Raw genomic sequence first — 20,067 nt, 5'->3', positions numbered from 1 at the left:
CCCGGGCTCAGCCCAGGTAACCCATCCGGTGACTGATCTCGTCCGCGCCCTGGATCAGCACCGGAGCGAGCTCGCGCATGCGCTCCTCGGTGAACCGGTACGAGGGCCCGGACGCACTCAGCGCCGCGATGACCTCTCCGTCCCGGGAGCGGATCGGCGCGGCCATGGCGTGCAGCCCGATCTCGAGCTCCTCCAGGGTCCAGGCGTAGCCGTGTTCGCGGGCATCGGCGAGGTTCTTCTCGAGCTTCGTCTTCGCGGTGATGGTGCGCGGGGTCACCTTCTTCAGACCCGTCTGTGCCAGCAGCTCGTTGCGTTCCTTGGCAGGCAGGTGGGCCAGAAGGATCTTGCCGCTGGAGGTGGCGTGCAGCGGGGTCAGCTGGCCGACCCAGTTGTGCGCCGCGACGGCCGCGGGGCCGCGCACCTGGAAGAGGTTGATCGCATAGTGCTCCTGCATGACCGCGATGTTGACGGTCTCGCCGATCTCCTCCGCGAGGCGCTCGCAGACCGGGCGGCCCTGCTGGGTGATGTCGATACGGCCCGTGACCGCACCGGCCAGGCGCACGATGCCGAAGCCGAGGCGGTATTTGCCGCGCTCGCCCGCCTGCTCCACCAGGCCGCGCGACTCCAAGGCCCCGAGCAGGCGGAATGCCGTGGATTTGTGGACATCGATTTCGGCCGCCACGTCGCTGACGCCCGCTTCACCTTGCTGGGCAAGGATTTCCAGCACGCTGATGGCGCGGTCGACGGACTGGACCCCGCCGGGCTGCGAACCGGTCGTTTCGGTATCTGGACTGTAGTTGCTCACAGCGAAACTATACGCGCAGTAAACAACGATCGTGCGGAGAGGTGCGCCATTATTAAGTTGCGTTGCTCGCAACCTGGTGCGTATCGCGCTACTCGTACTAGCATGCCCGGCGTATCGAACGGCGCGACCGAGACGAGGCAGCCATGGCCCCCCAGCAGTACGACTTCGTCATCGTCGGCGGCGGATCGGCCGGCAGCGCACTGGCGAACCGGCTCTCAGCCGACCCGGGCAACCGCGTGCTGGTGCTGGAGGCCGGCCGGCCCGACTATCCCTGGGACGTGTTCATCCACATGCCCGCGGCGCTGACCTACCCGATCGGCAGCCGCTTCTACGACTGGAAGTACGAGTCCGAGCCGGAGCCCCACATGGGCGGCCGGCGCGTCTACCACGCCCGTGGCAAGGTGCTCGGCGGTTCCAGCAGCATCAACGGCATGATCTTCCAGCGCGGCAACCCCATGGACTACGAGCGGTGGGCCGCGGACCCGGGCATGGCGACCTGGGACTACGCGCACTGTCTGCCGTACTTCCAGCGCATGGAGAACTGCCTGGCCGCCGACCCCGACGACGAGTTCCGCGGCCACGACGGCCCCCTTGTCCTCGAACGCGGCCCGGCCTCCAGCCCCCTCTTCCCCGCCTTCCTCGAGGCCGTCCAGGAAGCCGGCTACCCCCGCACCGACGACGTCAATGGCTACCGGCAGGAAGGCTTCGCCCCCTTCGACCGCAATGTCCACCGCGGCCGTCGTCTGTCGGCCTCGAAGGCGTACCTCAAGCCCGTGAGGAAGCGGCCGAACCTCGACGTCAAGACCCGTGCTCTGGTCACTCGCGTGCTCTTCGAGGGCAAGCGCGCCGTCGGCGTCGAGTACCGGCGTGGCCGCGGCAGGCCCCAGCAGGTCCGGGCCCGCGAGGTCATCCTGTGCGGCGGCGCGATCAACTCCCCGCAGCTGCTCCAGTTGTCCGGCGTCGGAAACGCGGCGGAACTGAGCGCGCTCGGCATCGACGTCGTGCACGACCTTCCGGGTGTCGGCGAGAACCTGCAGGACCACCTGGAGGTCTATATCCAGTACGCCTGCACGCAGCCGGTCTCCATGCAGCCGTACATGGCCAAGTGGCGCGCGCCGTTCATCGGTCTGCAGTGGCTCTTCCGCAAGGGACCTGCCGCGACCAACCACTTCGAGGCCGGCGGCTTCGCCCGCAGCAACGAGGACGTCGACTACCCCAACCTGATGTTCCACTTCCTGCCCGTCGCGGTCCGCTACGACGGATCCTCACCGTCGGGCGGCCACGGCTACCAGGTGCACGTCGGCCCCATGTACTCCGACGCCCTCGGCTCCGTGAAGATCAAGAGCAGGGACCCGCGCGAGCACCCTGCCCTGCGCTTCAACTACCTGTCCACCGAACAGGACCGCCGCGAGTGGGTCGAGGCGATCCGGGTGACACGCAAGCTCCTCAACCAGCCCGCGCTCGCCCCGTACAACGGCGGAGAGATCTCACCGGGACCGTCCGTCGAGAGCGAGGAGGAGATCCTCGCCTGGGTCGCGAAGGAGGGCGAGACCGCCCTGCACCCGTCCTGCACCTGCAAGATGGGCACCGACGAGATGGCCGTCGTCGACCCCGCCAGCATGCGCGTGCACGGCGTCGAGGGACTGCGCGTCGTGGATGCCTCGGTGATGCCCTACGTCACCAACGGCAACATCTACGCGCCGGTGATGATGATCGCCGAGAAGGCCGCCGACCTCATCCTCGGCAAGGACCCGCTGCCGCCCTCGAAGGCCGCCTACTACCGGCACCGCGACTCCGCGAGATGACCGCGTTCCGTTCGCTGCTGCACCATGTCCGCTACGAAGTACTCCCCGCGAGGGCGACGCAGGACAAGGTGCTCGCCCATGTGCCGCGCGACGTGGTGGTCACGGTCACCGCGTCGCCGGTCAAGGGTCTTGAGCCGACGCTTGACCTGGCCACCCGGCTGGCGGCGCACGGCTATCGCGCCGTGCCGCACGTGCCCGCGCGGCTGCTGCGGGACGGCGCCCATGTGAAGGAGGTCGTCCACCGGCTGTGTGAGGCAGGCGTGGACGACGTCTTCGTACCCGCCGGGGACGCCGATGCGCCCGCGGGCCCCTACGAGGGCGCGCTGCCACTCCTGCGGCACCTCGCGGAACTGGGCAGCCCCTTCGCCAGGGTGGGCATCACCGGCTACCCGGAGAGCCATCCGCTCATCGACGACGACATCACCATCCAGGCGATGTGGGACAAGCACGCCCACGCGACGTACATCGTCAGCAACCTGTGCTTCGACGCACGCGTGCTGGGGGAGTGGGTGGGCCGGGTGCGGCGGCGCGATGTCACGCTTCCGGTGTACGTGGGCGTGGCCGGGCCCGTGGAACGTACGAAGCTGCTGGCGATGGCGGCGAAGATCGGCGTGGGGGAGTCGACGCGCTTCCTGGCGCGGCACGCCTCCTGGTTCGCGCGCCTGGCGGCGCCGGGCGGCTATGCGCCGGAGCGGCTGCTGCGGCGCAGCGCGCCCGCGCTGACCGCGCCCTCGGCGGCGGTGGCGGGGCTGCACCTGTTCACCTTCAACCAGATCGCCGAGACGGAACGCTGGCGGCGGGCGATGCTGGACCGCATCGACGGGTGTTGAGCCACCGGACCCCCGGCGGGGCCGGAGGTCCAGGAGGCCGCTTGCGCGGGCGTGAGGGCAGCGCCCCGGCTCAGCGGAAGACCACCGTGCGGTTCCCGTCCACCATGACGCGGCTCTCGCTGTGCCACTTCACCGCGTGCGCCAGGACCTGCGCCTCCACGTCCCGTCCCACCGTGACCAGTGCGTCCGGGTCGAGCGAGTGATCCACGCGCACCACGTCCTGCTCGATGATCTGCCCCTCGTCCAGGTCGGGCGTCACATAGTGCGCCGTGGCGCCGACGAGTTTCACGCCGCGGTCGTACGCCTGTCCGTAGGGGCGTGCGCCCTTGAAACTGGGCAGGAAGGAGTGGTGGATGTTGATGGCCCGGCCCTCGAGCTGCTTGCACAGGTCGTCGGAGAGGATCTGCATGTAGCGGGCAAGCACTACCAGGTCGATGTCCAGCTCGCGTACGAGTTCCAGCAGCCGTGCCTCGGCATCGGCCTTGGTGGCCTTGGTGACCGGGATGTGGTGGAAGGGGATGCCGTAGGTCCCGGCCAGCTCCTCGAACTCCTCGTGGTTGGAGACGATGGCCGGAATGTCGATGTTGAGCGCGCCGGTTCGCCGGCGGAAGAGCAGGTCGTTCAGGCAGTGGCCGAACTTCGACACCATGATCAGCGTGCGGGTCGGGGTCGAGGCATCCCGAAGGGTCCACGAGATCCGGTACGCCTCGGCGACGGGACCGAAGCGGTCGCGAAGGTGTTTCACATCGGTGTCGGGGTCCGACACATCGAAATGGACCCTCATGAAGAAACGGTCCTGAAGCCGGTCGTCGAACTGCTGGCTCTCCAGGATGTTGCCGGAATTCCTGACCAGGTAGCCGCTCACGGCGTGCACCAGTCCGGCCTGGTCCGGGCACGAGAGGGTGAGGACGTATTCGCGGCCAGGTTGCGGTCGAGGGGACATACGCGGCCTCCGTTGGTGCGTATTGCACAACGCGGTGAGTGATACGCAACATGGTCAGCCCCCTCGTGGGCCGTGGTCAAGAGAGTCGGGGCAACTGGGTCTCGGGGAGGAATCGGCCCGTCTCGCCCCCTTGACGTGGGTCACACGTTCGGACAGGGTGTTCCACCACAAGCAATGCAGTGCATGATGCGCAACGAACTTCGCTCGAAGGGCTCCGCTCGTGGCAGATCTGTATCTGGACGGAGAATGGCGCGACGCGGTGGCCGGTGGCCACCGGGAGATCCTCTGCCCTGCAGATGGCACGCTTGCCGCGCTTGTGTCCGAGGGAACGCGAGCCGACAGCGAGGCCGCGATCGCGGCGGCACGGCGGGCCTTCGACGAAGGCCCCTGGCCGAGGACCCCCGAACGGGAGCGCGGCGCGCTGCTGCTGCGCACCGCCGATCTGATCGAGCGCGATGTCAAGGAATTCGCACGGGCCGAGTCGCTCGACACCGGCAAGCGGCTCGTGGAGAGCGAGTACGACATCGCCGATGTGGTCGCCTGCTTCCGCTACTACGGGGGGATCGCCGGCACCAGCGCCGGCCGGGTGATCGACACCGGACGGGACGACGCCGTCAGCCGCATCACGTACGAGCCGGTCGGTGTGTGCGGGCTGATCACCCCGTGGAACTACCCACTGCTCCAGGCGTCGTGGAAGGTCGCCCCCGCTCTTCTGGCAGGGAACACGGTCATTCTGAAGCCGAGCGAGCTCACCCCCTCCACATCCATCCTGCTGATGCGGGCACTTGAGGAGGCCGGTCTTCCGCCCGGCGCCGCCAACCTCGTGCTCGGCTCCGGTCCCGAGGTGGGCGCACCGCTGTCCGAAGACCCGGCAGTCGACATGATCTCCTTCACCGGGGGCCTGGACACCGGCCGCAGGATCATGGCCACGGCCGCCGCGACCGTGAAGAAGGTCGCCCTCGAACTGGGCGGCAAGAACCCCAATGTCGTCTTCGCCGACGCCGACTTCGAGACCGCGGTGGACTTCGCTCTCACCGCCGTCTTCCTGCATTCGGGGCAGGTCTGCTCGGCCGGCGCCCGGCTCATCGTCGAAGACTCTCTCCACGACGCGTTCGTCGACGAGGTGGTACGCCGCGCCGGAGGCATCCGGCTGGGGGGCCCCTTCGATCCCCAGGCCGACACGGGACCGCTGATCTCCGCACAGCACCGCGAGAAGGTCGAGGCCTATGTCGCCGCCGGCCTCACCGAGGGCGCCGTCCTGCGGTGCGGCGGCAGCCGCCCCGCGGACCCCGCGCTCGCGAGCGGTCACTACTACCCGCCGACCGTGCTCGACGAGTGCCGCCAGGACATGCGTGTGGTGCACGAGGAGTCGTTCGGACCCGTGCTGACCGTCGAGCGCTTCAGCGACGAGGACGACGCCGTACGCATCGCCAATGACACCGAGTACGGACTCGCCGGAGCGGTCTGGACGCAGGACGCCGGCAAGGCCCAGCGCGTCGCGCGGCGGCTGCGCCACGGCACCGTGTGGATCAACGACTACCACCCCTATGTGCCGCAGGCGGAGTGGGGTGGCTTCGGGCACTCGGGAGTGGGCCGCGAACTGGGCCCGACAGGCCTGGAGGAATACCGCGAGCCCAAGCACATCTGGCAGAACATCCAACCCCGGCCGCAGCACTGGTTCCGCGGCTGAACGCCGAAGAGAGGTCGATCGTGACCCCAACGCAGACTGAACTGCCGCAGCGGCGCGGCACGTCCCAGGACCGGGACGCAGCCCCGGTCATTTCCGTGCGCGGGCTGTGGAAGGTGTTCGGGCCCAAGGCCGACCAGGTGCCGGGTTCCGAGGAGTTGTGCGGGCTCTCGCGCCGGGAACTCATGGACCGCACAGGATGCACCGCCGCCGTACGGGACGTGAACTTCGACGTGTCGCCCGGCGAGGTCTTCGTCGTGATGGGTCTGTCCGGCTCCGGCAAGTCCACGCTGGTGCGCTGTCTCACCCGGCTGATCGAACCCACCGCGGGTGCGGTCGACTTCGAGGGCGAGGACATCCGCGGCGCGGACCCCAGGCGTCTGCGCGAGCTTCGGCGCCGCAAGTTCTCCATGGTCTTCCAGCACTTCGGGCTGCTGCCGCACCGCCGGGTCGTCGACAACGTGTCGTACGGCCTGGAGATCCGCGGCATGAGCAAGGCCGAACGCAACAAGCGGGCCCTGGAGGTCGTCGAACTCGTCGGCCTGTCCGGATACGAGAACTCCTACCCCGACCAGCTTTCCGGCGGCATGCAACAGCGCGTCGGTCTCGCCCGGGCGCTCGCAGGCGACCCGGACGTGCTCTTCTTCGACGAGCCGTTCTCCGCGCTCGACCCGCTGATCCGCCGCGACATGCAGAACGAGGTCATCCGCCTGCACCACGAGGTCGGCAAGACGATGGTCTTCATCACGCACGACCTGTCCGAGGCGCTCAAGCTCGGCGACCGCATCCTCATCATGCGCGACGGCAAGATGGTCCAGTGCGGCACGGGTGACGAACTGGTCGGTGCGCCCGCCGACGACTATGTGCGCGAGTTCGTCAAGGACGTGTCCCGCGCCGAAGTCCTCACCCTGCGCTGGATCATGCGCGCCCCGGAGCCCGGCGATGCCCTCGACGGCCCGGAGTTGGGTCCGGACGTCGTGGTGCGCGAGGCGACTCGGGCGGTGCTCGCCGCCGACAGGCCGGTCAAGGTCGTCCAGGACGGCAAGCTTCTGGGCATCGTCGGCGACGAGGAGATCCTCGCGGTCGTGGCGGGGCAGGAAGGCGGCGCGTGATGGCCGTCATCACCAAGACGGCCGCACCGGTCGCATCCGTACGCAGGGTCAGCCGCCGCGTAGTGGTGGCCGCGATCCTGATCGCCTGGCTGGTGCTGTTCGCCGCCCTGCGCGGCCGGCAGACGCTGACCCTCGCGGCGGCCGATCTGACGGACCTGCACCGCTGGTTCAACTCGGTCAACGACAGCATCGGTGCCAACCGCAACAGCAACCCGCTCTTCCTCTACTTCTTCAACGAGATCCGGCTGGTCATCGACAATCTCGTCACCTTCATCCAGTCGCTGATCTCCCAGCCGGGGGCCGGGCGCCCGGTGCCCGTCATCGGCTGGCTGGGCGTCGTCGCCCTGACCGGCTATGTCTCGTGGGCCTTCGGCAACATCCGCGTCGCGGCCCTGGCCGTGGCCGGGTTCGTCTTCCTCGGGCTGCAGGGACTGTGGCAGGAGAGCATGGACACGCTGGCCCTGACGCTGTCGGCCGTGTTCGTCTCCCTGCTCATCGGGATCCCGCTCGGCATCTGGGCGGGGCTTTCGGACCGGGTGAACCGCGCGATCACGCCGTTCCTCGACTTCATGCAGACGATGCCCACGTTCGTCTATCTGGCTCCCCTGACGCTGTTCTTCCTCATCGGTCCTGCATCCGCGACGATCGCCACACTCATCTACGCGGCGCCTCCCGCCATCCGCATCACCGCGCACGCCATCCGCTCGGTGCCCGCCACCACGGTCGAGGCTGCCGAGTCGCTCGGATCCACCCGGAAGCAGACACTCACCAAAGTGCTGCTGCCCATGTCCAAACGGACCGTCGTCATGGGCGTGAACCAGACCATCATGGCCGCGCTGTCCATGGTCACCATCGCCGCCCTGATCGATGCGCCCGGCCTGGGCAAGACCGTCGTCAAGGCACTGCAGACCCTCGATGTCGGCGTCGCCTTCAACGCCGGGCTCGCCATCGTCGTCATGGCCATCGTGCTGGACCGGGTGACGACCGCGGCAGGTGACCGCGTGGAGACCGCCAGGAGGCGCGGCGCCGGCCGCTTCACGAAGTGGCGCCGTCCCCTGCTGCTCGCCGGCGGCGCGGCGGCCGCGGTGTGCGTATGGCTGTCCCACACCTATGTGTGGGCAGCCCAGTTCCCCGGCGAGGCCGGGGTGGGAAGCGCGATCGCCCGCTCTGCGGACTCGGTCACGCTGTGGACGCAGGACACCTTCGGTGGAGTTACCAACGGATTCAGGGACCTGATCACTACGGCGCTGCTCAACCCCTTCGAGACGCTGCTCACCGAGTCGCCCTGGTGGCTGGTGGGCGTGGTGATCGTCACCATCGGCGCCGTGCTCGGCGGGTGGCGCGCGGGTGCGACGGCGGCGGTCTGTGTGGCCCTGCTCGTCGGGACCGGGGTGTGGTCGGACAGCATGACGACCCTGGCCTCAACGGCCGTTGCGACGCTGATCGTGATGCTGCTCGGCGTCGTGGTCGGTGTCTGGATGGGCCGCAGTCCGCTGACCGACCGATTGATCAGGCCCAGCCTCGACGCGGGCCAGACCATGCCGTCGTTCGTGTATCTGGTGCCGTTCCTGGCGCTGTTCGGGGCCACGCGCTTCACGGCGATCATCGCCGCGGTGGTCTTCGCCGCCCCTGTGACTATCAAGATCATCGCAGACGGTGTGCGGGCGGTGCCGGAAACCACGGTGGAGGCCGCCACTGCCGCAGGTTCCAGTACCTGGCAGATCATCACCAAGGTTCAGCTCCCCATGTCACGCAGCGCTCTGACACTCGCGACCAACCAGGGCCTGATCTATGTCCTGTCCATGGTGGTCGTGGGCGGTCTGGTCGGTGCGGGCGCCCTGGGCTACGACGTCGTAGCCGGCTTCTCCCAGGGCGAGTTGTACGGCAAGGGCCTCGCGGCGGGCCTGGCCATCGTTCTGCTCGGGGTCATGTTCGACCGGATATCCCAGGCGGCGGCACGGCGCACGACGAGAGCGCCCGGCGCTCGGTAGTCCGGCCACACCTCAGCGGCCACCGGAAACAGCACAGGAGGCAGTACATGATCGGGAACATCATCACCCAGTCGCGGCCCGCAAGACGCAGGGCAGCGGTGGCCGGACTGGCCGCGCTGAGCCTGATCTCGCTCGCCGCATGCAGCGGCGCCAAGGTCGGCGAGTCGGGGTCGGACAAGGCGGGGGGCGACGCCGGCAAGTGCGGCACGTTCAACCTTGCGGTCAACCCCTGGGTCGGCTACGAGGCCAATGCCGCGGTCATCGCCTATGTCGCCCAGAACGACCTCAAGTGTCAGGTGACCAAGAAGGACCTCAAGGAAGAGGTCGCCTGGCAGGGCTTCGGCACCGGTGAGGTGGACGCCGTCGTCGAGAACTGGGGCCACGACGACCTGAAGAAGAAGTACATCACCGACCAGAAGACCGCCGTGGCTGCCGGGGCGACCGGCAACAAGGGGGTCATCGGCTGGTTCGTGCCGCCGTGGCTGGCCAAGGAGCACCCGGACATCACCGACTGGAAGAACCTCAACAAGTACGCCGCCAATTTCAAGACCTCCGAGTCGGGCTCCAAGGGCCAGTTCCTCGACGGCGATCCGTCGTTCGTCACGAACGACGCCGCACTGGTGAAGAATCTGAAACTTGACTACAAGGTGGTCTACGGCGGCAGCGAGGCGGCGCTGATCCAGGCGTTCAGGCAGGCCGAGGCCAAGAAGAGCTGGGTGATCGGCTACTTCTACGCGCCGCAGTGGTTCCTTTCGGAGGTCGAGCTCGCGAAGGTGAATCTGCCTCCGTACAAGGAGGGCTGTGACGCGGACGCGGCCAAGGTCGCCTGCGACTATCCCGAGTACGAGCTCGACAAGATCGTCAGCAAGAAGTTCGCCGATTCGGGCAGCCCTGCCTATGACCTCGTCAAGAACTTCACCTGGACCAACTCCGACCAGAACCTCGTGGCCAAATACATCGCCGAGGACAAGATGACGCCGGAGGCGGCCGCCAAGAAGTGGGTGGACGCCAACCGCGCCAAGGTTGATTTCTGGCTCAAGAAGGGCTGATCCACAAGAGGGGCCGGGAAGCGCTGACCGTGCCCGGCGGGCTGCCGTGACAGCCCGCCGGGCACGGCTGTTTTTTGCCCCGGTTACGGCCGTGAAGACCCCTTGACACCCTCCTCGGCGACCGGCATCGTGAGTTGCGCAACCTGATGCATGTTGCGCTGACAGCAACTCAAACGCTTAAAGGCGGAGGTGCGGCGATGGCGGGACCCCGAGTGGTCATCATCGGAGCGGGCGTTGTGGGAGCGGCACTCGCCGACGAACTGTCCGTCGCGGGCTGGACCGACATCACCGTCGTCGACCAGGGACCCCTCCCGGCGACCGGCGGATCCTCGTCCCACGCGCCAGGACTTGTCTTCCAGGTGAACTCCTCGAAGACCATGACCGAGCTCGCCCGCTACACCGTCGAGAAGTTCTGCCGCCTGGACGTCGACGGACAGCCCTGCTTCCTCCAGGTCGGGGGACTCGAGGTGGCCACCACCCCCGAGCGGCTGACCGAGCTCCACCGCCGCCACGGCTGGATCACCGCCTGGGGCATCGAGTCCCGGCTGCTGAGCCCCGAGGCATGCATCGAACTGCACCCGCTGGTGGATCCCGAGCGGGTCCTCGGCGGCCTCCTGGTCCCCACCGACGGCCTGGCCAAGGCGGTGCTCGCCGTCGAGGCCCAGATTCGGCGGGCCACCGAGCGCGGCGTACGCTTCCTCGCCCGCCACGAAGTCCTCGACGTCGTACACAGCGAGGGCCAGGTCAGCGCGGTGGTCACCGATCAGGGGGAGATCCCCGCCGACATCGTCGTGTGCTGCGCCGGCATCTGGGGCCCGAAGATCGCCCGCATGGTCGGCATGAACCTTCCGCTGACCCCGCTCGCCCACCAGCTCGCCTGGACAGGCCCCGTCCCCGCCCTGGAGGGCCAGGCCGAGGAAGCCGTCCGGCCGATCCTGCGCCACCAGGACGCGGACCTGTACTACCGCGACCGCTTCGACCGCATCGGCATCGGCTACTACGGTCACCGGCCCATGCCCATCGACCCGCAGGACATCGTCTCGGTCGACGAGGCCGAGCAGATGCCCTCCGTCCTGAAGTTCACCGAGGACGACTTCGCCGAGGCATGGGCCGAGACTCAGGCACTGCTGCCCGCGACCCGCGATGCCAAGATCGAAGAGGGCATCAACGGCCTCTTCTCCTTCACCACCGACGGACTTCCGCTGCTCGGCGAATCACCCGACGTCAAGGGCTTCTGGGTCGCCGAGGCCGTGTGGGTCACCCACTCCGCCGGTGTCGCCCGCGCGGTTGCCGAATGGCTCGTGGACGGCCACTGCTCGTCCTTCGACCTGCACGAGTGCGACGTCAACCGCTTCGAGCCGCACCAGCTCTCCCCGGAGTACGTCCTGGCCCGCGACTGCCAGAACTTCGTCGAGGTCTACGACATCCTTCACCCCCTCCAGCCCGCAGGCGCGCCACGGCCCCTGCGCACCAGCCCCTTCCACGCCCGCCAGCAGGAACTCGGCGCCTTCTTCCTGGAGGCCACCGGCTGGGAGCGGCCCCAGTGGTACGAGGCCAACGCCCCGCTTCTTTCGGGCCGGTCGATTCCGACCCCCAACGACTGGGCTGCGCGCTACTGGTCGCCCATTGTCGGTGCCGAGGCCCAGACGACGCGCGAGACCGTGGCGATGTACGACATGACGGCACTCAAGCGCCTGGAAGTCACCGGCCGCGGCGCGGCCGCCTTCCTCCAGCGGCTGTCCACCGGAAACGTCGACAAGTCGGTCGGCTCGGTGACGTACACGCTGCTCCTGGACGAAGACGGCGGCATCCGCAGCGACATCACCGTCGCCCGTCTCGGCCGCGACCACTTCCAGGTCGGCGCCAACGGCAACATGGACCTCGACTGGTTCGGTCGCCACCTGCCGGCGGACGGCTCGGTCCAGGTGCGCGACATCACCGCGGGCACCTGCTGCATCGGCCTGTGGGGCCCGCTGGCCCGCGAGGTCCTCCAGCCGCTCGCCGACGCGGACTTCTCCAACGACGGTCTGAAGTACTTCCGCGCAAAGCGCGCCCACATCGGCTCCGTCCCCGTCACAGCGATGCGCCTTTCTTACGTCGGCGAGCGCGGCTGGGAGCTGTACACCACCGCCGACATGGGCCAGAAGCTGTGGGACACCCTGTGGCAGGCCGCGCGGCCCCTGGGCGGCATCGCCGCCGGCCGCGGCGCCTTCAACAGCCTCAGGCTGGAGAAGGGTTACCGCTCCTTCGGCACCGACATGACCTATGAGCACGACCCCTACGAGGCGGGAGTCGGCTTCGCCGTCAAGCTCGACAAGGGCGACTTCATCGGCAAGGCCGCGCTGGAGCGGCGCAAGGCGGATGTGCGGCGCCGCCTGACCTGTCTGACCATCGACGACCCGCAGGCCGTGGTCATGGGCAAGGAGCCGGTGTACGACGGCGACCGCCCCGTCGGCTACGTCACCAGTGCCGCGTACGGCTACACGATCGGCAGGGGCATCGCCTACGCGTGGCTGCCCACCGAACTCGCCACGACCGGCCGCACGGTGCACATCGGCTACTTCGACCAGCGCGTCGAAGCGGTCATCGCCGACGAGCCCCTGTTCGACCCGTCCATGTCCCGCCTTCGCGGCTGAGGCCCCAGCCGTATGAAGAGGAGCACCGTGAGCGCAAAGGTCCTCGACGGACGCCGTACCGCCGCCGCGATCCGCACCGAACTCGCCGAGCGCGTGGCCAAGCTGGCCGCGCGGGGAATCACACCCGGCCTCGGTACCGTACTGGTCGGCGACGACCCCGGCAGCAACGCCTACGTCGCAGGCAAGCACCGCGACTGCGCGCAGATCGGCGTCGCCTCCATCCGGCGCGAACTGCCCGCCGACGCAACGCAGGAGCAGGTCGAGGCCGTCATCGACGAGCTCAACGCCGACCCCGGCTGCACCGGCTACATCGTCCAGCTGCCACTGCCGCGCGGGCTCGACGCCAACGCTGTACTGGAACGCATGGACCCGGCCAAGGACGCCGATGGTCTGCACCCCGTCAGCCTCGGCCGCCTTGCGCTCGGTGTCGAGGCCCCGCTGCCCTGCACCCCGCGCGGCATCGTGGAACTTCTCCGCCGCCACGACGTCCCCCTCGCCGGTGCGCGGGTGTGCGTCATCGGGCGGGGCATCACTGTCGGTCGGCCGATCGGACTGCTGCTGACGCGCAAGTCCGAGAACGCCACGGTGACCCTGTGCCACACCGGGACCAAGGGACTCGCCTGGCACGTACGCGAGGCGGACATCGTCATCGCCGCCGCCGGATCGCCCGGACTGATCACCCCCGACATGCTCAGGCCCGGCGCCGTCGTCCTCGACGTCGGCATCACCCGCACCGGCGAAGGGCTGATCGGCGACGTGCACCCGGACGCCGCCACGGTCGCCGGATGGGTCGCGCCCATGCCGGGCGGCGTGGGCCCCATGACGCGGGCCATGCTGCTCGCCAATGTCGTTGAAGCCGCCGAGAGGAACGCCGAATGAACACCCTGAACGCGCCGCTCGCCGAGCTGGACCCGGAGGTCCATGCCGCTCTCTCCGCGGAGCTGGAGCGCCAGCAGTCCACCCTGGAGATGATCGCTTCGGAGAACTTCGCGCCCTCGGCGGTCATGGAGGCCCAGGGTTCGGTCCTGACGAACAAGTACGCCGAGGGCTACCCGGGCCGGCGCTACTACGGCGGCTGCGAACACGTCGACGTGACCGAGCGGCTGGCCATCGAACGCGTCAAGTCCCTCTTCGGCGCCGGATTCGCCAATGTGCAGCCGCACTCGGGCGCCCAGGCCAACACCGCGGTCTTCTTCGGCCTGCTGAAGCCAGGTGACACCGTCCTCGGCCTCGACCTCGCACACGGCGGGCACCTCACCCACGGCATGCGCATCAACTACAGCGGCAAGATGCTCAATGTCGTGCCCTACCACGTGGACCAGGCCGACAACCTGGTGGACATGGACGAGGTGGAGCGGCTCGCCAAGGAACACCACCCCAAGATGATCATCGCGGGATGGTCGGCGTATCCCCGGCAGCTGGACTTCGCCGAATTCCGGCGGATCGCCGACGAGGTGGGCGCGTATCTGATGGTCGACATGGCCCACTTCGCGGGCCTCGTGGCCGCCGGGCTGCACCCCAGTCCGGTACCGCACGCCCATGTCACCACCACGACCACCCACAAGACACTGGGCGGCCCGCGCGGCGGCGTCATTCTCACCAACGACGCCGGCCTCGCCAAGAAGATCAACTCGGCGGTGTTCCCCGGTATGCAGGGCGGGCCGCTGGAACACGTCATCGCCGCGAAGGCAGTGTCGTTCAAGCTCGCCGCATCGCCGGCGTTCGCCGAGCGGCAGGCCCGCACACTCGCCGGCGCCCATCTCCTCGCCGAACGGCTCACGAAGCCCGACGCGGCCGCGGCCGGAGTCAGCGTCCTGACCGGCGGCACCGACGTCCATCTGGTCCTCGTCGACCTCAGGGAGTCGGAGCTGGACGGGCAGCAGGCGGAGGACCGGCTCCACGAGATCGGCATCACGGTCAACCGCAATGCCGTCCCCTTCGATCCCCGTCCGCCCATGGTCACATCCGGCCTGCGGATCGGCACCCCGGCCCTGGCCACCCGCGGCTTCACCGAAGTGGACTTCGCAGAGGTCGCCGACATCATCGCGCTCGCCCTCCAGCCCGCTCCCGACGTCGCGGCGCTGCGCGCCCGTACGGAGGCGCTGGCCGCCAAGCACCCGCTGTACCCGCACCTGATCGGAGACGCCCGATGAGCCCCCGCACCCCGGGCGCCGACCTCCCCGAGCACCCCGACTGGCTGTGGCGCACGCCCGAGCCGAAGCGGTCGTACGACGTGGTGATCGTGGGCGGCGGCGGACACGGTCTCGCGACTGCCCACTACCTGGCGAAGAACCACGGCATCACCAATGTGGCCGTGCTGGAGAAGGGCTGGCTCGCGGGCGGCAACATGGCCCGCAACACCACCATCATCCGCTCCAACTACCTGTGGGACGAGAGCGCCGGAATCTACGAGCACGCCCTCAGACTGTGGGAAGGGCTGGCGGACGAACTCGACTACCCGATCCTCTTCTCCCAGCGCGGCGTGCTGAACCTCGCCCACAGCCTGCAGGACGTCCGCGACAGTGTGCGCCGCGTCGAGGCCAACCGGCTCAACGGCGTCGATGCCGAATGGCTGGACCCGCAAGCGGTCAAGGACGTCTGCCCCATCGTCAACATCTCGCCCGACGTGCGCTATCCGGTGATGGGCGGCACCTACCAGCCGAGGGCCGGCATCGCCAAGCACGACCATGTCGCCTGGGGACTGGCCCGCTCGGCCGACGCCGCCGGGATCGACATCATCCAGAACTGCGAAGTCACCGGCATCGACATCCAGGGCGGTCGGGTCACCGGCGTACAGACGACGCTCGGCCCCATCGCCGCGGGCAAGGTGGCGCTATGCTCGGCCGGGCACACCTCGGTGCTCGCCACCATGGCGGGCTTCGAACTGCCACTGCAGAGCCACCCGCTGCAGGCACTGGTCTCCGAACTGCTCGAGCCGGTGCACCCCACGGTCGTGATGTCCAACGCGGTACACGTGTATGTCAGCCAGGCCCACAAGGGCGAACTGGTGATGGGCGCCGGCATCGACGCCTACAACGCCTACACACAGCGCGGCGCCTTCCACATCATCGAGCATCAGATGTCAGCGGCCCTGGAACTCTTCCCGGTCTTCGCCCGCGCCCATGTGCTGCGTACCTGGGGCGGCATCGTCGACGTCAGCCCTGACGCCTCGCCGATTGTCGGGCTCAGCCCGGTGGACAACCTCTACCTCAACTGCGGCTGGGGCACGGGAGGCTTCAAGGCCACCCCGGGCGTCGGCTGGGTCTACGCCCACACCATCGCCCACGACACCCCCCACCACCTCAACGCCCCCTTCTCGCTCGACCGATTCACCACCGGCGCGCTCGTGGACGAGCACGGCGCGGCCGCGGTGGCCCACTAGGGAGCCGATTCGATGCTGCTCATCCCATGCCCCTGGTGCGGGCCCCGTGACGAGGCCGAATTCCACTACGGCGGCCAGGCGCACGTTCCGTATCCCGAGGACTCCGCTGCCCTGACCGACCAGGAGTGGGCCCGCTACCTGTTCTTCCGCGACAACCCCAAGGGCCCGTTCGCGGAGCGCTGGACCCACGCGTCGGGATGCCGCCGCTGGTTCAACGCGGTCCGGGACACGGCGACGAACGAGATCCTGGCGGTGTACCGCGCGGGCGAGCCACGCCCGGAACCGGCGGCCTCCCCTTCAGCCGGTCCGGCGTCTCCGGATCGTCCGCGGGACGGGCAGGCCGAGCGGCACAATCCAGCCCCTCCGGCGTTTGAGGACCGGGGTCCAAGGGCGGAGCCCCTGGCATCCGCCATCGGCACCGGCACTCAGCCCTTCCGCCTCAGCACAGGCGGCCGCACAGCCCGGGCGGAACGTCTCACGTTCACCTTCGACGGCACGGCATACCAAGGCTTCCGCGGCGACACCCTCGCCTCCGCCCTCCTCGCCAACGGCATCATCCGGACGGGCACCAGCATCAAACTCGGCCGCCCCCGCGGCATCCTCTCCGCCGGAGTCGAGGAACCCAACGCGGTCGTCCAGATCGAGGAGCCGTTCCCCGAGCCGATGCTGCCCGCGACGGCCGTGGAGTTGTACGACGGCCTCGTCGCGAGCAGCCTCCCCGGACAGGGACGGCTCGCCACCGAGCCCGACCCCGCACGCTACGACGCCGTCCACGCCCACTGCGACGTGCTGGTCGTCGGAGCGGGCCCCGCCGGACTCGCGGCCGCGGACGCCGCCGCCCGCGGCGGCGCTCGCGTCATCCTCGCCGACGACCAGCCCGAGCTGGGCGGCAGTCTCCTCGGCACCGGCCAACTCCTCGACTGGGCAGCCGATATCGAGGCGCTGCTCGAAGCCGCACCGGAAACCCGCATCCTGCGCCGCACCACCCTCTTCGGCTACTACGACGACAACCACCTCCTCGCCGTCGAACGCCGCACCAACCACCTCGGCGGCGAAGCCCCCGAGCATGTTTCCCGCGAGCGTGTCTGGCGCATCCGTGCCCGCCGTGTCGTCCTGGCCACCGGCGCGCACGAGCGCTCGCTGGCCTTCGCCGGCAACGACCGCCCCGGCGTCATGCTGGCGGCATCGGCGCGCACGTACGCCAACCGTTACGGCGTCCTCCCCGGCCGCCGCGCCGTCGTCTTCACCACCAACGACAGCGCCTACGCGGCCGCGCTCGATCTGGCGGCGGCGGGTATGGAGATCGCTGCCGTCGTCGACACCCGCCCCGAACCGGGGGAGTGGGCGCGCCGCGCCGAGGACGCCGGGATCGAGGTGCTGGCCGGGCATGCCGTGGCCGGCACCGAGGGCGATCAGCGGTTGTCTGCGGTGACCGTCACTCCGTATGGAGAGGCAGCGGGGCACCGCGAGTTCAGCGCCGACCTGCTGCTGGTCTCCGGCGGCTGGAACCCCGTAGCGCACCTGTTCAGCCAGGCGGGCGGCAAGCTGCGGTACGACGACGCGCTCGGCACGTTCGTACCCGACACCTGCCGTCAGGCGGTCGAGGTCGCAGGCTCCGCAGCCGGCGCATTCGGTCTCTCGGCGGTACTGGCCCAAGGCGCCGCGGCGGGCACCCGCGCGATCGAGGCCGAGGGCCTTGTGACCGGCCGACGCGAGCTGCCGGTGACGGCGGACGAGCCCCAGTCCCCGCCCATGCAGGTCTTCGTCGTCCCCGGTCCCGCCGGCGCGCCCCGCTTCGTGGACCTCCAGCGCGATGTCACCGTCGACGACCTCGCCCGCGCCACCGGCGCCGGAATGCGCTCGGTCGAGCACACCAAGCGCTACACCACCGCCGGCACAGCCAACGACCAGGGCAAGACCTCAGGCGTCCTGGCCAGCGGGACTGTTGCCGAGCTCCTGGGCGTGGACATCTCGGCGCTCGGCACGACGACGTTCCGCCCTCCCTACACGCCCGTCTCCTTCGCCACCCTCGCGGGCCGCGACCGCGGCGCGCTCCACGACCCCGTGCGCGTGACCGCCCTGCACGACTGGCATGCCGCCCATGGCGCTCTCTTCGAGAACGTCGGTCAGTGGAAGCGGCCCTGGTACTACCCCCAGGACGGCGAGGACATGAAGGCCGCCGTCCTCCGTGAGTGCCGCGCCGCCCGTGAGGGCGTCGCCTTCATGGACGCCTCCACGCTCGGCAAGATCGACGTGCAGGGTCCTGACGCCGCCGCCTTTCTCGACCTGCTCTACACCAACATGATGAGCACCCTGAAGGTCGGCATGATCCGCTACGGCGTCATGTGCCGCCTCGACGGCATGGTCTTCGACGACGGAACCGTCATCCGCCTCGCCCAGGACCGTTTCCTCGTCACCACCACGACCGGCAACGCGGCCACCGTCCTGGACTGGATGGAGGAATGGCTGCAGACCGAGTGGCCCGAACTGCGCGTCCACTGCACCTCCGTCACCGAACAGTGGGCCACCGTCGCCCTCGTCGGCCCGAACTCCCGCGACGTACTGGGTGCCCTCGCTCCCGAACTGGCCGTCTCGAACGACGACTTCCCCTTCATGGCGTGGCGCGAGTCCACGGTCGCGGACATCCCGGCCCGGGTCTGCCGGATCAGCTTCTCCGGCGAACTGGCCTACGAGATCAACGTGTCGCCGTGGGATGCCCGCGCGCTGTGGGAGGCGCTGTACGCGGCCGGAAGCCCGTTCGGGATCACCCCGTACGGCACCGAGACCATGCACGTCCTGAGAGCCGAGAAGGGCTACCCGATCATCGGCCAGGACACCGACGGCACGGTCACCCCGCAGGACCTGGGCATGAGCTGGGTGGTGTCCAAGAAGAAGACCGACTTCATCGGCAAGCGCTCCCACGCACGCGCCGACACCACACGTCCTGACCGCAAGCACCTCGTCGGCCTGCTCCCCGAAGACCCGGACTCCTTCCTCCCCGAAGGCACCCATCTGGTCGCCGACAGCGTGCTGCCCGAGCCTCCCGTACCCATGCTCGGCCACGTCACCTCCAGCTACCACAGCGCGGCGCTCGGCCGGACCTTCGCGCTGGCCCTGATCAAGGGCGGCCGGGACCGCATCGGCGAGCGGCTGTACGCGCCGGTCGGCGACCGTCTGGTCCCGGTGACCGTCGCAAGTCCCGTCCTCTACGACCCCGAGGGAGCCCGCCGCGATGGCTGACACCGCAATCCGCCACAGCCCCCTGGCGTCCGTCGCCGGCCGCTTCGCCGCGGTCACCCGCGCCAGTGGCGGCGAACTGCGCCTGGCCGAACTTCCCTTCCTGGCCCAGCTCAACATCAGGCTCGACCCCAAGGGCCCGGCAGCCGACGCCGTCGGACTCGCCCTGGGCCTCCAACTGCCCCTCGAACCCAACACCGCCGTACACGCCGGTGATCTCCATGCACTCTGGCTCGGCCCCGACGAATGGCTCCTCGTCGGTCCCCGCGGCAGCGGGCCCGGTCTGGAGAACCAGATCCGGGCGGCCGCCGGGGACGAGCCGGCAGCGGTCACGGATGTCTCCGCCCAGCGCACCACCCTGCTCGTCACCGGCCCCCGTGCCCGCGACCTGCTGGCTCACGGCTGCCCACTGGACCTGCACCCGCGTGCGCTGGGACCTGGCCGCTGTGCCCAGACGACCCTGGCCCGTGCGCAGATCGTGCTGGTGGCACGGGACGAGCCGAGGGCGGGGTTCTGGCTGCTGGTCCGTTCGTCCTTCGCCGGGTATCTGGCGGACTGGCTGCTGGACGCGGCGTCGGAGTACGTCTGAC

Annotated in this window: 14 protein-coding genes; 12 read left to right on the top strand and 2 right to left on the bottom strand. The window is 69.2% G+C overall.

The window, feature by feature from the left end:
* Window positions 1-7: 7 nt before the first annotated feature.
* Window positions 8-805, bottom strand: a complete 798-nt coding sequence (locus FBY35_RS02655) for an IclR family transcriptional regulator (protein ID WP_142212223.1) — start codon at window positions 803-805, stop codon at window positions 8-10.
* A gap of 143 nt (window positions 806-948) precedes the next feature.
* On the opposite strand from FBY35_RS02655, the gene betA reads away from it, so the two are divergent.
* Both betA and FBY35_RS02645 read left to right on the top strand, forming a co-directional pair.
* Window positions 949-2,610 carry a choline dehydrogenase gene (betA, locus tag FBY35_RS02650; protein WP_142212222.1) on the top strand — a complete coding sequence of 554 codons (1,662 nt, stop codon included), beginning with the start codon at window positions 949-951 and terminating at the stop codon, window positions 2,608-2,610.
* A complete protein-coding gene (locus tag FBY35_RS02645; RefSeq protein WP_142212221.1) occupies window positions 2,607-3,440 on the top strand; it encodes a methylenetetrahydrofolate reductase in 834 nt (277 codons plus the stop codon). The genes betA and FBY35_RS02645 overlap by 4 nt, the downstream gene beginning before the upstream one ends.
* A gap of 70 nt (window positions 3,441-3,510) precedes the next feature.
* On the opposite strand, the gene purU is transcribed toward FBY35_RS02645, so the two are convergent.
* A complete protein-coding gene (gene purU / locus FBY35_RS02640; RefSeq protein WP_142212220.1) occupies window positions 3,511-4,383 on the bottom strand; it encodes a formyltetrahydrofolate deformylase in 873 nt (290 codons plus the stop codon).
* Between the two features lie 220 nt (window positions 4,384-4,603).
* Between purU and FBY35_RS02635 the strand changes: the two genes are divergently transcribed.
* The 10 genes from FBY35_RS02635 to FBY35_RS02590 all read left to right on the top strand — a co-directional run bounded on the left by FBY35_RS02635 (window position 4,604) and on the right by FBY35_RS02590 (window position 20,066).
* The gene (locus FBY35_RS02635; RefSeq protein ID WP_142212219.1) at window positions 4,604-6,073 is read left to right on the top strand and encodes an aldehyde dehydrogenase family protein; all 1,470 of its coding nucleotides are present in this window, start codon (window positions 4,604-4,606) and stop codon (window positions 6,071-6,073) included.
* Window positions 6,074-6,093: 20 nt separating this feature from the next.
* Window positions 6,094-7,182 carry a glycine betaine/L-proline ABC transporter ATP-binding protein gene (locus FBY35_RS02630; RefSeq protein ID WP_142212218.1) on the top strand — a complete coding sequence of 363 codons (1,089 nt, stop codon included), beginning with the start codon at window positions 6,094-6,096 and terminating at the stop codon, window positions 7,180-7,182.
* Complete coding sequence (locus FBY35_RS02625) at window positions 7,182-9,173, top strand: proline/glycine betaine ABC transporter permease (protein ID WP_142212217.1); 1,992 nt, start codon at window positions 7,182-7,184, stop codon at window positions 9,171-9,173. The genes FBY35_RS02630 and FBY35_RS02625 overlap by 1 nt, the downstream gene beginning before the upstream one ends.
* A 47-nt stretch (window positions 9,174-9,220) precedes the next feature.
* The gene (locus FBY35_RS02620; RefSeq protein ID WP_142212216.1) at window positions 9,221-10,222 is read left to right on the top strand and encodes an ABC transporter substrate-binding protein; all 1,002 of its coding nucleotides are present in this window, start codon (window positions 9,221-9,223) and stop codon (window positions 10,220-10,222) included.
* A 197-nt stretch (window positions 10,223-10,419) separates the two neighbouring features.
* Window positions 10,420-12,858, top strand: a complete 2,439-nt coding sequence (locus tag FBY35_RS02615) for an FAD-dependent oxidoreductase (protein WP_142212215.1) — start codon at window positions 10,420-10,422, stop codon at window positions 12,856-12,858.
* 27 nt (window positions 12,859-12,885) lie between these two features.
* Window positions 12,886-13,737 carry a bifunctional methylenetetrahydrofolate dehydrogenase/methenyltetrahydrofolate cyclohydrolase gene (locus FBY35_RS02610; protein WP_142212214.1) on the top strand — a complete coding sequence of 284 codons (852 nt, stop codon included), beginning with the start codon at window positions 12,886-12,888 and terminating at the stop codon, window positions 13,735-13,737.
* Window positions 13,734-15,011 carry a serine hydroxymethyltransferase gene (gene glyA / locus FBY35_RS02605; protein WP_142212213.1) on the top strand — a complete coding sequence of 426 codons (1,278 nt, stop codon included), beginning with the start codon at window positions 13,734-13,736 and terminating at the stop codon, window positions 15,009-15,011. Before FBY35_RS02610 ends, glyA begins: the two co-directional genes overlap by 4 nt.
* Window positions 15,008-16,240 (top strand): sarcosine oxidase subunit beta family protein, encoded by a 1,233-nt coding sequence (locus FBY35_RS02600; protein WP_142212212.1) that lies wholly within the window; start codon window positions 15,008-15,010, stop codon window positions 16,238-16,240. Before glyA ends, FBY35_RS02600 begins: the two co-directional genes overlap by 4 nt.
* Before the next feature lie 12 nt (window positions 16,241-16,252).
* A complete protein-coding gene (locus FBY35_RS02595; RefSeq protein ID WP_142212211.1) occupies window positions 16,253-19,480 on the top strand; it encodes a sarcosine oxidase subunit alpha family protein in 3,228 nt (1,075 codons plus the stop codon).
* The gene (locus FBY35_RS02590) at window positions 19,473-20,066 is read left to right on the top strand and encodes a sarcosine oxidase subunit gamma (RefSeq protein ID WP_142212210.1); all 594 of its coding nucleotides are present in this window, start codon (window positions 19,473-19,475) and stop codon (window positions 20,064-20,066) included. Before FBY35_RS02595 ends, FBY35_RS02590 begins: the two co-directional genes overlap by 8 nt.
* Window position 20,067 lies beyond the last annotated feature (1 nt).

This window comes from Streptomyces sp. SLBN-118, assembly GCF_006715635.1.
GTDB lineage: Bacteria > Actinomycetota > Actinomycetes > Streptomycetales > Streptomycetaceae > Streptomyces.
The sequence above is the reverse complement of the archived record's forward strand: the minus strand, read 5'-3'. Positions and strand labels throughout refer to the sequence as shown.